The sequence below is a fragment of the Streptomyces sp. NPDC015130 genome, from assembly GCF_043080005.1.
Taxonomy (GTDB): domain Bacteria; phylum Actinomycetota; class Actinomycetes; order Streptomycetales; family Streptomycetaceae; genus Streptomyces.
The window spans coordinates 199104-211847 of record NZ_JBIBVC010000006.1; the positions used below are offsets into that span (position 1 = coordinate 199104).

Annotated in this window: 10 protein-coding genes; 8 read left to right on the forward strand and 2 right to left on the reverse strand. The window is 74.0% G+C overall.

The features are described from left to right. Positions 1-75: 75 nt before the first annotated feature. On the forward strand, positions 76-2769 hold the full coding sequence (locus tag ACF08F_RS14865) for a CocE/NonD family hydrolase (RefSeq protein ID WP_392298880.1): 2694 nt from the start codon (positions 76-78) through the stop codon (positions 2767-2769). Next, a complete protein-coding gene (locus tag ACF08F_RS14870) occupies positions 2766-3641 on the forward strand; it encodes an ABC transporter permease (protein WP_392298881.1) in 876 nt (291 codons plus the stop codon). The genes ACF08F_RS14865 and ACF08F_RS14870 overlap by 4 nt, the downstream gene beginning before the upstream one ends. A gap of 28 nt (positions 3642-3669) precedes the next feature. On the opposite strand, the gene ACF08F_RS14875 is transcribed toward ACF08F_RS14870, so the two are convergent. Beyond that, positions 3670-4389 (reverse strand): DNA-binding response regulator, encoded by a 720-nt coding sequence (locus tag ACF08F_RS14875; protein ID WP_392298882.1) that lies wholly within the window; start codon positions 4387-4389, stop codon positions 3670-3672. 215 nt (positions 4390-4604) lie between these two features. Between ACF08F_RS14875 and ACF08F_RS14880 the strand changes: the two genes are divergently transcribed. The 4 genes from ACF08F_RS14880 (at position 4605) to ACF08F_RS14895 (ending at position 10198) form a co-directional block, all read left to right on the forward strand. Continuing rightward, positions 4605-6251 carry a von Willebrand factor type A domain-containing protein gene (locus ACF08F_RS14880; protein ID WP_392298883.1) on the forward strand — a complete coding sequence of 549 codons (1647 nt, stop codon included), beginning with the start codon at positions 4605-4607 and terminating at the stop codon, positions 6249-6251. A gap of 33 nt (positions 6252-6284) precedes the next feature. Next, the gene (locus ACF08F_RS14885; protein ID WP_392298884.1) at positions 6285-6761 is read left to right on the forward strand and encodes a DUF1772 domain-containing protein; all 477 of its coding nucleotides are present in this window, start codon (positions 6285-6287) and stop codon (positions 6759-6761) included. Between the two features lie 313 nt (positions 6762-7074). Next, positions 7075-8007, forward strand: coding sequence for a BTAD domain-containing putative transcriptional regulator (locus tag ACF08F_RS14890; RefSeq protein WP_392298885.1), 933 nt, complete (start codon positions 7075-7077; stop codon positions 8005-8007). A 166-nt stretch (positions 8008-8173) separates the two neighbouring features. Further along, positions 8174-10198 (forward strand): helix-turn-helix domain-containing protein, encoded by a 2025-nt coding sequence (locus ACF08F_RS14895; RefSeq protein WP_392299116.1) that lies wholly within the window; start codon positions 8174-8176, stop codon positions 10196-10198. A gap of 96 nt (positions 10199-10294) precedes the next feature. On the opposite strand, the gene ACF08F_RS14900 is transcribed toward ACF08F_RS14895, so the two are convergent. Then, positions 10295-11554: an IS701 family transposase gene (locus ACF08F_RS14900; RefSeq protein WP_392298886.1), complete on the reverse strand. Its 1260-nt coding sequence runs from the start codon at positions 11552-11554 to the stop codon at positions 10295-10297. Between the two features lie 388 nt (positions 11555-11942). Here ACF08F_RS14900 and crcB (ACF08F_RS14905) point away from each other — a divergent pair, with 388 nt between their 5' ends. Beyond that, positions 11943-12365: a fluoride efflux transporter CrcB gene (crcB, locus tag ACF08F_RS14905; RefSeq protein WP_392298887.1), complete on the forward strand. Its 423-nt coding sequence runs from the start codon at positions 11943-11945 to the stop codon at positions 12363-12365. Next, positions 12362-12715 carry a fluoride efflux transporter CrcB gene (crcB, locus tag ACF08F_RS14910; RefSeq protein ID WP_392298888.1) on the forward strand — a complete coding sequence of 118 codons (354 nt, stop codon included), beginning with the start codon at positions 12362-12364 and terminating at the stop codon, positions 12713-12715. The genes crcB (ACF08F_RS14905) and crcB (ACF08F_RS14910) overlap by 4 nt, the downstream gene beginning before the upstream one ends. The last annotated feature ends 29 nt before the right edge of the window (positions 12716-12744 follow it).

The window sequence follows — 12744 nt, forward strand, 5'->3', positions numbered from 1 at the left end:
TACGACCCCAGGAGGTCCGCCGCCTCCCCCCTGGGACCGCAGTGCCGTACGACCCCGCCCGCTTAGGCTCGACCCATGCGACTCCGACTTCCCCGGTGGGCCGCGGTCACCGCCGTCCTCGCCGTCCTCGCGGGTGCCGGCACCTGGACCGCCGTCGCCTCGGACGAACCGCCGCCCGTGCACCGCGCGGACCGGGCGCTCGACATCGACGGCGTGCGGCTCGACACCTCGTACTTCACGAGCGGCGGAGACGGGCGGCGCCCCGCCGTCCTCCTCGGCCACGGCTTCGGCGGCTCGAAGAACGACGTCCGCGCCCAGGCCGAACAGCTCGCCCGGGACGGCTACGCCGTCCTTACCTGGTCCGCCCGCGGCTTCGGCGCCTCCACCGGGGAGATCGGCCTCAACGACCCCGACCACGAGGTCGCGGACGTCCGGAAGCTGATCGACTGGCTCGCGGCCCGCCCCGAGGTCCTCCTCGACAAGGCCGGCGACCCGCGCGTCGGCGTCACCGGCGCCTCCTACGGCGGAGCGATCTCCCTGCTCGCCGCCGGGCACGACCCGCGCGTCGACGCCGTCGCCCCGCAGATCACCTACTGGAACCTCGCCGACGCCCTCTTCCCGAACGACGTCTTCAAGAAGCTCTGGGCCGGGATCTTCTTCTCCGCCGGCAACCAGCCGGGCATGCCCGACCGGCCGGGCGCGGCCGACCAGGGTGGCGCGGCGAACCGCCCGGGTGCGGCCGGGGCCGACGGCTGCGGGCGCTTCACCGCCGAGCTCTGCTCCCTCTACCAGCGCGTCGCCGTCAGCGGAAAGCCCGACGCCGCCGCCCGCGCCCTCCTGGAGGCCCGCAGCCCCTCCGCCGTCGGCGACCGGATCAAGGTGCCCGCGCTCATCGTCCAGGGCCAGACCGACTCCCTCTTCACCCTCGCCCAGTCCGACGCCATGGCCCGCACGCTCAAGGCCAACGGCGCCCCCGTCGCCGTCGACTGGATCGCCGGCGGCCACGACGGCGGAGACCGCGAGACCGAGCGCGTCGAGCGGCGGATCAGCACCTGGTTCGACCGCTGGCTCAAGCGCGACACCTCCACCGACACCGGTCCCGCCTTCCGCGTCAGCCGTACCGGCGGCGTCGACTCCACCGACGGACAGGCCACGCTGCGCGCCGCGACCGCCGACCGCTACCCGGGCCTGACCGCCGCCACGAAGAGCTTCGCCCTCGCCGGGCCGCCGCAGACCTTCGCCAACCCGGCCGGCGCCGCACCGCCCGCGATCTCCGCCGTCCCCGGTCTCGGCGGCGGCCTCTCCGGCCTCTCCTCCCTCGGTGTCGGCCTCTCCCTCGACTTCCCCGGCCAGTTCGCCCGCTTCGACGCGAAGCCGCAGACCGGGGCCGTCCGGATCACCGGCACCCCGACCGTCCGCGTCAAGGTCACCTCCACCGCGGCCGACGGCTCGGCCGTCCTCTTCGCCAAGATGTACGACGTCGGGCCCGACGGCCGACAGCAGGTGCTGCCCTCCCAGCTCGTCACCCCCGTCCGCGTCGCGGACGCCAAGGCCGGGCACAGCGTCACCCTGACCCTGCCCGCGATCGACCACGAGGTGGAGGCCGGGCACCGGCTGCGCCTCGTCCTCGCCGCCACCGACCTCGGCTACGCCTCCCCGGCCGTCCCGGCCGGCTACACCGTCGCCGTCGAGGGCCCGCTCACCGTCCCGACCGCGCCCGGCCTCGACACCCAGGCCGCCGCGCTGCCCTGGTGGGTCTGGGGCCTGCCGCTCCTCGGCCTCGTGGTGGCCGCGGCCCTCCTCCTGACCGCCCGCCGCCGCACGGCGGCCCCGGCGCCGGACCCTGCGCTCACCTCCGTACCCCTCCAGATCACCGGGCTCTCCAAGAAGTACGCGGGCGGCGACAGGTACAGCGTCCGTGACCTCTCCTTCCGCGTCGAGCAGGGGCAGGTCCTCGGCCTCCTCGGCCCGAACGGCGCCGGCAAGACCACCACCCTGCGCATGCTGATGGGCCTCATCCAGCCCGACGAGGGCGAGATCCGGGTCTTCGGCCAGGCCGTCCGCCCCGGCGCCCCGGTCCTGTCCCGGGTCGGCTCCTTCGTCGAGGGCGCCGGCTTCCTGCCGCACCTCTCCGGCCGGGAGAACCTGGAGCTGTACTGGAAGGCCACCGGCCGGCCCGCCGAGGACGCCCACGTCGACGACGCCCTGCGGATCGCGAACCTGGGCAGCGCCCTCGAACGCGCCGTGCGGACCTACTCGCAGGGCATGCGGCAGCGCCTCGCCATCGCCCAGGCCATGCTCGGCCTGCCGGACCTGCTCATCCTCGACGAGCCGACCAACGGCCTCGACCCGCCGCAGATCCGCGAGATGCGGGAGGTGATGATCCGGTACGCGGCCGAGGGCCGGACCGTCATCGTCTCCAGCCACCTCCTCGCGGAGGTCGAGCAGTCCTGCACCCACCTGGTCGTCATGGACCGTGGACAGCTCGTCCAGGCCGGTCCGGTCGCCGAGATCACCGGCTCCGGCGACACGCTGCTCGTGACCCTGGCCGGCGAGGTCGACGACCCGCTCGTCGAGAAGGTCGGTGCCCTCCCGGGCGTCGGCTCCGCCGCCCGCACCGACGGCGGGCTCCTCGTCCGACTCGACGGCGCGGACGCGACCGCCCTCATCGGCGACCTCGTCCGGCTGGACGTGCCGCTGACCGGGGTCGGACCGCACCGGCGTCTCGAAGACGCCTTCCTGACCCTGATCGGAGGAGGATCCGCATGAGCACCACCGGCACCCTCAGGGGCCCGGCGGACTCCGCCCCCGGCTACCGGCCCGGACGCACCCTGCCGCTGCGCGTCGAGGCGCTGCGCCAGTGGAAGCGGCGCCGCACCCTGATCATGGGCGGGATCCTCGTCGCCCTGCCCTTCGTCCTGATCGCGGCCTTCGCGATCGGCGGCGCCGGGGACGGCGACCGCAACGGCCGGATCACCCTCATGGACACGGCGACGGCCTCCGGCGCGAACTTCGCCGCGACCTGCCTCTTCGTCTCGGCCGGCTTCCTCCTCGTCATCCCCGTCGCGCTCTTCTGCGGAGACACCGTCGCCTCCGAGGCGAGCTGGTCCTCGCTGCGCTACCTCCTGGCCGCGCCCGTGCCCCGCTCGCGGCTCCTCGCCTCGAAGCTGACGGTGGCCCTCGGCTACAGCGCGGCCGCGATGGTCCTCCTGCCGCTCGTGGCCCTCGCCGCGGGCACGGTCGCCTACGGCTGGGGGCCGCTCCAGCTGCCGACCGGCGGCTCCGTGCCCGCCATGGACGCGGTGCTGCGCCTCGGCATCGCCGTCGCGTTCGTCTTCGTCTCCCAGCTGGTCACCGCCGGGCTCGCCTTCTGGCTCTCCACCCGCACCGACGCCCCGCTCGGCGCGGTGGGTGGCGCCGTCGGCCTGACCATCGTCGGCAACGTCCTGGACGCCGTCACGGCGCTCGGCGACTGGCGCGACTTCCTGCCCGCGCACTGGCAGTTCGCCTGGATCGACGCGCTCCAGCCGCAGCTGGAGTGGGGCGGCATGATCAAGGGTGCGGCGATCTCGGTGACGTACGCCCTGGTCCTCTTCGCGCTGGCCTTCCGTGGCTTCGCCCGTAAGGACGTCGTCTCGTAGGAAAGACGACGTCTCGTGGGAGCAGTCCCTACACCCACCCCCTTCGAGCCGCTTCCGCGCCCGCGCGGAAGCGGCTCGTCGTGCCGAGGGCGGCCATCAGCTCGCCCACCCGGCGGCTGTACGTCCGCGCCGACATGCCGAGCCTGGCCGCCGCCGTCTCGTCCGTGAGTCCCGACAGGAGCGCGTCGAGGACCGGCCGCAGCTGCGGTGCGAGATCCCGCGGCGGGGGAGCCGGGGGCGGGACGTACGTCAGCTCCTCGGCCGCCGCCCAGCAGGCGTGGTGCGCCCGGACGAGGGCCTGCACCACCACCGGGTCGCGGATCAGCAACAGGCCGTTGTACAGCAGCTCCAGGTCGAGCGGGACCGCCGCCACCGTCCGGTCCACGAGGATCATCTTGAACGGGATCGCCTCCGCGAACCGGGCCCGGCCGGGAACCCCCAGCTCGCTCTCCAGCCGGGGCAGGGCATGTCTCGGCACGATCCGCCGCACCTCCTCGGCCCGCTCCGCCGCGGCCCGCATGCACGCTCCTGCCAGCTCCAGGAACGGCCCGGGGATGGCGCGGCCCGCGGAGGCGACGGGGTCGTCGAAGGTGAGCAGCTCGTGCCGGGTGGAAGCGGCCAGCCCGGCGAGCGCGGCACTGATGCGCCGCGCGCCCCGGACCGGGCGCCCCGCGGGCCGCTGTCCCTCGGTCGCGGCCCGGTTCATCGCCGAACGGGCGAGCATCACGGAGCCCGCGCTCTCTGCCACCGCTGACCACCCCCGCCCGATCGATGTCCACTCCATGTACGCATGTGACTGCACACGGTGACAAGCCCTGTTGAGAAGGATGGCGAATCCATGCCACCCGCGTCCGCCCCGGTCGCCGTTGTCACATCGAGATCCATCCGCAACTCATCCGACGGCTCCCTCCGGCCCCTTCGTTCGTCACATTCACAAGTGCCGTACGAAGAGGGGGAGATGAGATGAGTCGACAGAAGACAGCGGCGAACGGCCGCCCGGGGGCCCGGTTCGGGGCCGCGATCGCGGGGCTGCTCGCCGCCGGACTGGCCGTCGGAGGCTGCGCCGGGCCGGGCGAGACCCGCGACGTGTCGCGCGCCGAGGGAGGCCGCACCGCACCGGGCGCCACCGGTGGCGGCGGGGCCACGCAGCCCGGGTACGTCGCCCCCGGGACGGCCACGCCGGGGGCCGACGCGCCCGCGCCCGAGGAGGGCGAACAGCGCAGCAGGCCCCCCGCCCCGGACTACCTCTCGACCTTCGCGCTGGACGTGGACACCGCCTCGTACGGCTACGCCCGCCGCACCCTCGCCGAGGGCCGGCTGCCCGAGGCGTCGACGGTGCGCCCCGAGGAGTTCGTCAACAGCTTCCGCCCCGACTACCCGCGTCCGGCGGACAACGGCTTCGGCGTGAGCATCGACGGCGCCCGCACCGGGCGGGACGGCTGGTCCCTGGTCCGGGTGGGGCTCGCCACCCGCGGTGCGGACCGGAGCGGCGAACGCCCGCCCGCCGCCCTCACCTTCGTCGTCGACATCTCCGGCTCGATGGACGAGCCCGGGCGCCTCGACCTCGTCAAGGAGTCCCTCGGGCTGCTCGCCGACGAGCTCCGCGACGACGACTCGATCGCCCTCGTCACCTTCAGCGACGAGGCCGAGACCCGGCTGCCCATGACCCGTGTCGGGGAGGCCAGGGGCCGGATCCGCGAGGTCGTGGAGTCCCTGGCGACGGCCTCGTCCACCAATGTCGGGGCGGGTGTCCGCACCGGTTACGACGTCGCCGTCGAGGGCCGCCGCGAGGGGGCGACCAACCGGGTCGTGCTGCTCTCCGACGCGCTCGCCAACACCGGCGAGACCGACGCGGACGCGATCCTCCGCCGCATCGACGAGGAGCGCAGGGCCCACGGGATCACGCTCTTCGGCGTCGGGGTGGGCAGCGAGTACGGCGACGAGTTCATGGAGAGCCTCGCCGACAGGGGCGACGGCCACACGACGTACGTCTCCACCTCGGAGCAGGCCCGGAAGGTCTTCGTCGACCAGCTGCCGGCCCATGTCGAGCTGCGGGCCCGCGACGCCAAGGCGCAGGTCGCCTTCGACCGGCGGACCGTCGAGAGCTTCCGGCTGATCGGCTACGAGAACCGGGAGGTGGCCGACGGGGACTTCCGGAACGACCGGGTGGACGGCGGTGAGGTCGGCGCCGGGCACACGGTGACCGCGCTGTACGCGGTGAAGACCCGGCCGGGCGCGACGGGCCGGGTCGCCACCGCCACGGTCCGCTGGCTCGACCCGGCGACCCGGGCGCCGCACGAGCGCTCCGGCACGGTCGCGGTCGAGGCCCTCGGCGCCGGAGTGTGGGACGGGGGCCACGACAGCCTCCAACTGACCGCGATCGCCGCCTACTTCGCGGACGAGCTGCGCGGCGGGGACCTGCCGGGCGACCCCGGGCTGCGGGTGCTCGGTGAGCGGGCCGAGGCGATCGCCGACCGTTCGGGATCCGCGGTGGTCCGGGAGCTCGCCGAGGCGATCGAGCAGGCCCTGCGGCTGCGCGGCGCGGCCGCGGAACTGGGCGAAGGAGGCTCCCGCGAGGGAGAGTTGAGGTCGGGTGACCCGTACAGCTGACGCACGGGGCGGGTGGCGGGACAGAATGGCCGCATGGCCACCCTGCTGCTCGCCCTCGCCGTCGGATGCACCGGGCTCTACGCCGGTTTCATGCTCATCTTCCTGACCGGGATCATGCCCGCTCTCGCGCGGCTGACGGACGCCGAGTTCGTCTCGGCGATGCGCCGGATCAACGAACGCGTCCCCAGGGCCGTCTTCCTGCTCGTCTTCCTCGGCGTCGTCGCGTTCCCCGCCGCCGCCTTCCTCGTCCCCGTCGACGGACGCACGGACACTCAGAAGTGGCTCGTGCTCGCGGGGCTCGTGTGCGCGGCCCTCAACCACCTGGTCACCGTCGCCGGGAACGTCCCGCTGAACGTGGCCCTCGCCGGCTCGGAGCGCCCGGGCGGCGCCGGTGAGGACCCCGCGGCCGTGCGCGCCGCCTTCGAGAAGCGGTGGAACGGATTCCACCTCGTCCGCACGGTGCTGATCGTCCTCGCGTTCGGGCTGCTCACCGCGGCCGCCGTGCTCTGATCCCGACCTCCGGAGAACCGTACCCAGCGGCCGGTTTCCGGCGCGAAACAGCACTTGAGGACCCCTCCGACATCCGCAAGGCCCCTTCGAAAGCGTACCCCTGAGTCCTGAAACCGCCCTTCGGGGGGTAAAGGTCTCAGCCAGTGACGAAATCTTGACGCCGAAATATCCCCTCAAATGGGGTGAAGCACCCCGATATCACGGGTCAGGTTTCCGTACCCTACGGTTTCTTATTGACATGCCTACGGGGGTCTCTTCTAATCAACGAGGGTCATCCCGCGCACAGACACCGCACAGGCACTGAGGGGGCAAGGTGGACGTCCGGATCCTGGGGGGACTGTCGGTACGGGAGAACGGCACGTCCATCACCCCGACGGCAGCCGCGCCGAGGCAGCTGCTCGCCCTGCTCACCGCCAGCGCCGACCAGGTCGTCCCGGTGACGGTCCTGACCGAGGAGCTCTGGCCCTCCGGTCCCCCGCGCGGCGCCCGGGCCGAACTCCAGTCCCACATAGCCGAGTTGCGAAGACTCATCGCGGCCGCGCTGAGCTGCGAGGACAAGCCGGCCGAGAACCGTCCGGGCTGGTCCGACCGGCGCACCGCCGACGCGGTCCTCGTCTCCCAGCCCGGCGGCTACCGCCTCGACACCGGCGGCGGCGTCCACGACGTCTGGCAGTTCGAGCGCGCCGCCGGTGCCGGGTACCGCGCCATGGAGGCCGGCGACCTCACGCGCGCCGCGCTCCGCCTCGGCGAGGCCCTCGCGCTGTGGCGCGGCGAGCCGTACGCCGGTGTCGCGGCCGGCCCCCGGATCCGCCGCGAGATCGAGCGCCTCGAAGCGTCACGCCTGAGCGTCCTCGACCAGTGGATCGAGGCCCAGCTCGGCCTCGGCCACCACGCCGAGCTGGTCTCCGAGCTCTCCGGACTCGTCGCCCGCTACCGCACCAACGAGGCCCTCCACGCCCACTACCTGGTGGCCCTGCTGCGCTGCGGCCACCACGACGAGGCGCTCACCGCGTACGAACGGCTGCGGGCGGCCCTCGCGGGCGAGAGCGGAGCGGAACCCTCCGCACGGCTGCGCCGACTCCACCGCTCGGTCCTGACCATGCGGAACACCATGGGCCGCTCGGTCTTCGAGACCCACGCGCCCGCGTGGACGGCCACCCGGACGGCCGCACTCCCGCCCGTCCACGTACCCGCCCAGTACAGCCCCGCCCGGCCCCGTCCCGTCCCCGTGGGCTCCCTCGTCTGAGGAAACACGCCGAATCCGGGAACGAAGTACGTCAGGTCGCCGTTGTCGACGTGCGGCGGGACGATGTCGACGGACCCCCGAAGCCCGACCAGCTTCGGCGGACCACACGGTCCCCTCGGCATCACATCGACGTGCCTTACTCAGCTCTACTACGGGGGTGGAGACCATGACCTCGCACGGCGCGGACGCGGCCGGCGGTGCCGACGCGCTGCTCACGGTCCTCGAACTGCTCGCCGGACAGGCACCGTCCGCGCAGTTCGGGACCCTCCTCGACGAGGCCCGCCTGGCCGGTCTCTCCGGCGAGGGACTCGAACAGCTGGAGCGGGCCGTGAAGCTCGCCCGCGAGGTCCGCGCCGGACACGAGGACGACGCGCGCCGCGAGGCCGGACTCACCGCCCTCACCGACACCGCGCGCGACCTGACCTTCTCCTACGACCTCGACAGCCTGCTCCGCGTCATCACGCGCCGCGCCCGCCGACTCCTCGGCCTCGACATGGTGTTCGTGACCCTCCGCGGACCACAGGGCAGCTGCTACGTCCACACCACCGAAGGCGCCCGCACCGGACACGACGGCCCCGGCCGCCCGGCCGGACCCCGCCTCGCCCCCGGCTTCAGGATCGCCGAGGGATACGGACTCGGCGGCGCCGTCCAGCTCCACGGCGAGCCCGTCTGGACCGCCGACTACCTCGCCGACGAGCGCTTCGCCCCCTCGGGCTCGCTCGACGCCGGCGTCCACGCCCCCGCCTTCGACGAGGCCGCCGAGGCCGCCGTCCGCGCCGAGGGACTCCACGCCATCATGGCCGCCCCGCTGCGCAGCGGCGACGCCGTGATCGGCGTGCTCTACGGGGCCGACCGGCGCGTCCGCGACCACACCTCCGAGGAGCTCGGCCTCCTCGCGGCCCTCGCCGACCTCGCGGCGCTCGCCGTCGAGAAGACCGGACTCCTCGACCGGACCCGCGCCGAGGTCTCCGAACTGGAGCGGGACAGCTCCCGCGTACGGACCAGCCTCACCCGGATGCGGCACGTCAGCGAGGCCCACAGCCGCATCATGAACCTCGTCCTCGCCGGCGGCGACCTGGGAAACGTGGCCAAGGCCGCGGGGGACGCCCTCGACGCGACCGTGCTCATCCGCGACCAGGGCGGCCGCGCCCTCGCCGGCGGAGACATCCCCGGCCTCGACGAGGAGGCCGTCGCCAAGGCCTCGCTCGACGCGCACGCCCGCCGCCGCCCCGTCCTCGCCGACGACGACACCTGGGTCGCACCCGTCATCGCGGGCTCCGAGGACCTCGGCGGCCTGGTCATCCGCGCCGCCGGCGGACTCACCGGCGAGGACGAGCGGCTCCTCGAACTCGCCGCCCAGTCCGTCGCCTTCCTCCTCCTGATGCGCCGCTCCACGGCCGTCGCCGAGGGCCCCGTACGGGACGAGCTCCTCGACGACCTCATCGCCGACCCGCCGCACGCGCCCCAGCAGATCGCGCAGCGCGCCCGCCGCCTCGGCGTCGACCTGCGCAGACCGCACGTCCTCGTGCTGGCCAGACCGGAGGGCGGCGAACAGGGCCGGGCGGTCGTGTGGGCGTCCTCGTACGCCTACCGCCTCTCCGGTCTGAAGACCGTCCAGGGCGGCTGCATCGTGCTGCTGCTGCCCGGCATCGACGCCTCCGCCGCCGCCAAGGCCGTCGCCGCCGAACTGTCCCCGCTGCTCGGCCACCCCGTCTCCGTCGCCGCCGCAGGACCCGCCACCAGCCCCGACGGCGTCGGCCGGATGCACCTGGAGGCCGGGCGCTGCCTCGACGCGATGAGCGCCCTCGGCGGCACCGGTTCGGCGGCCTCCGTGAACGACCTGGGCTTCCTCGGCATGCTGCTCTCCGACGACCACGACGTGGAGGGCTTCGTCGAAGGGGCGATCGGGCCCGTACTCGACTACGACGCCGAGCGGTTCACCGACCTGACGCGCACCCTGGAGGCGTACTTCGCCTCCGGCGGCAGCCCGACCAACGCGGCCGAGGCGCTGCACGTCCACCCCAACACGGTCTCCCGCCGCCTGGAGCGGATCGGCGAACTCCTCGGCCCCGAGTGGCAGAAGCCGGGCCAGGTCCTGGAGGTCCAGCTCGCCCTGCGCCTCCAGCGCACCCGCGAGGTCCTCGCCCGGGGCCGCGCCACCACCGACCCGACCCGCCCGGGCACCGCCTAGGGCGTGTTGCGAAAGTAGCGCCGGCCGCCCGTCGGACAGGCGGGACTTTCGCAGCACGCCCTAGGGGATGTCGGGTCGGATCGGGTCGACGTAGGGTCAGCTCGCCGAGCGCCTCGACGCGTACCCGGAGTCGTAGGCCGTGTCCCACTCCGAGGAGCCGAGCAGCGTCGCCGCGTGGGCCGCCGAGGCCAGGGTGATGTGCCGGTGCCAGCCGCGGAACGAACGGCCCACGAAGTCCCGCAGCCCCGCCCCCTCGCCGACCTCCACGAAGTCCCGCTCCACCCGGCGCGCGAGCTTGGTCAGCCGCAGCAGGGAGCCGACGGGGGAGTGGGTCAGATCGCTGATCCACACCCGGGCCGGGGCCCGCCGCGGGTCGTCCCACTCGCCGAGCAGCACCAGGGGCCGCATCCGCTCCCCGCCCGGCGTCGGCAGCGCGACCCGGACGGCCGTGGCGAGCGAGGTCCGCGAGGTCCGCGCACCGGCCACCGTGTCCACCCAGCTCACCGGCCTGCGCAGGCCCTTGAGCGACTCCAGGATCTGCACCGCCGAGAGCGGCCCCGCGCCGAAGCCCGGCAGCGAGCGGTCCGCGATCGCCAGCCGGGAGCCCGGACCGATCCGCGCCACGACCGGCACCCCGGCCCCGGCGAGCCGGGTGAGCGCCGCACGGCCCGCGCCGCCGCGGATGTCGAGCAGCACCGGCTTGCGCGTGACGTCCGTCCAGCGGGCGGTGTCGAGCGCCGCCGCGACCGCGCACTCCTCCAGCGTCTCCTCGCCGGCCTCCTGGGGAACCTCCGCGCGGTCACGCCGCGTGCGGTCGTTGACCCACGGGTCCGGCAGGAACAGCCGCCAGTTGACCGGGACGCTCAGCTCGTCGCTGGCGAACCACACCCCGAACGCCTGCTGGCCGTGGAAGACCTGACCGCGCTCCGGATCGAAACGCCGGTCCACGCCCACCGAGTGCTCCCCGGCCTTCGGGATCGGCATCGGCCGGACCACCCAGGCCTGCGGGCAGCTGTTCCGCTCCAGGTACCGGGCGAGCGCGGCCCGCATGGGCTGCCAGTCCCAGGTGGAGCTGGAGACGAAGTGGTGGAGGCTCTGCTCGGCCGCCGGCCCCCCTATCTGCGCGGCGATGTTCCGGATCGACTTGCGGCCCTGCGCGGTCAGCAGCCCGTACAGGTACTGCTCGGCCTTCAGGCGCTGGTCGCGGCGCGGGAAGCCGGAGAAGAGCGTGGAACACAGCTCGGCGTAGGCCTCCTCGCCCGCGCCGGACGCACCGACGGCCGTGGCGACGCTCAGGGGAACCGTCAAGGACGACACGGTTCCGGTGGTGGCCCTGCGCTTGGTGGATGTACTCACGACACTCCTGCCCGACGGTTGCGCAGCTCCCTCCCGCTGCCCCACCACCGTCGCCCGCCCCCGCCCCCCGGCACGAGGTGTACCCGGCACCCGAATCGGCCGCCGAATGGTGGCCGGACCACCTCCCCCTACATCACCCCAGGTCACGACGGGCTCCGGGACCCGACCCCAGCCCCACCCCAGACCCCCCTGAGGGGCTTCCGGAATACCCCGTGGGGGGATCTGACAGACTCACCGGCCCGGCTTTGACCCGTTGCAGGGAGTGGCCGGACCATCGCAGAGCGAGGCTGCACGGGCCGGTCCCCGGTTAATGCCCCAGGCCGGGAACCGCGCCTGTGCGCCTCGCACTCGATGTCCTGGGCGTTCTCCGTACCCGTACGCTTCGGACATGGGAACGCGCGGAGAGCCGTGGGTCGTCGGGGCCGTCGCCGCCGGCGGGGCTCTCGGCGCGACCACCCGCTACGGCGCCTCGCTCGTCTGGCCGACCCCGGTCCACGCCTTCCCCTGGACGACCCTCACGGTGAACGCCGTGGGCTGCGCCGTCCTGGGCGTCCTCATGGTGCTGCTCACCGAGACGCGCGTCCGCCGGGCTCCCCATCCACTGCTCCGCCCGCTCCTCGGCACCGGGTTCTGCGGGGGGTTCACCACGTTCTCGACGTACACGCTCGACACCCAGCGGCTGCTGGCCGCGGGCGACCCCACGCGGGGGCTCCTCTATCTGGGGGCGACCCTGCTCACCGCCCTCGCCGCCGTCTGGGCGGGGGTCGCCGCCACCAGGGCGCTCGTACCGGTCCGGGTGACGCCCGCGTGAACTGGCTGCTGGTCGTCCTGGGCGCCGCCGTCGGCGCACCGCTGCGCCACCTCACCGACCGGGCGGCGAAGGCCCGGTTCGGTCTCGCCCTGCCCTGGGGCACGTTCGCCGTGAACGTCGCCGGCTCCTTCGTCCTCGGCCTGCTCACCGGCGTCTCCTCGGAGCGGCTGCACCTGCTCCTCGGCACCGGCCTGTGCGGCGCCCTCACCACGTACTCGACCTTCTCGTACGAGACGCTGAAGCTGTACGAGGGCGGGGCGAGGGGGTACGCGGTGCTGAACGTGGCCGGGAGCCTGGCCGCCGGACTCGGAGCCGTATGGCTGGGAGTCCGGACGGCCGGGCTGCTCTAGGCGGACCTCAGGCGGACCTCAGGCGGACC

What these genes read in the sequence shown, in the direction of transcription:
- ACF08F_RS14865 (WP_392298880.1), top strand. Translation starts at nt 76, where the DNA reads ATGCGACTCCGACTTCCCCGGTGGGCCGCGGTCACCGCCGTCCTCGCC.
- ACF08F_RS14870 (WP_392298881.1), top strand. Translation starts at nt 2,766, where the DNA reads ATGAGCACCACCGGCACCCTCAGGGGCCCGGCGGACTCCGCCCCCGGC.
- ACF08F_RS14880 (WP_392298883.1), top strand. Translation starts at nt 4,605, where the DNA reads ATGAGTCGACAGAAGACAGCGGCGAACGGCCGCCCGGGGGCCCGGTTC.
- ACF08F_RS14885 (WP_392298884.1), top strand. Translation starts at nt 6,285, where the DNA reads ATGGCCACCCTGCTGCTCGCCCTCGCCGTCGGATGCACCGGGCTCTAC.
- ACF08F_RS14895 (WP_392299116.1), top strand. Translation starts at nt 8,174, where the DNA reads ATGACCTCGCACGGCGCGGACGCGGCCGGCGGTGCCGACGCGCTGCTC.
- crcB (WP_392298887.1), top strand. Translation starts at nt 11,943, where the DNA reads ATGGGAACGCGCGGAGAGCCGTGGGTCGTCGGGGCCGTCGCCGCCGGC.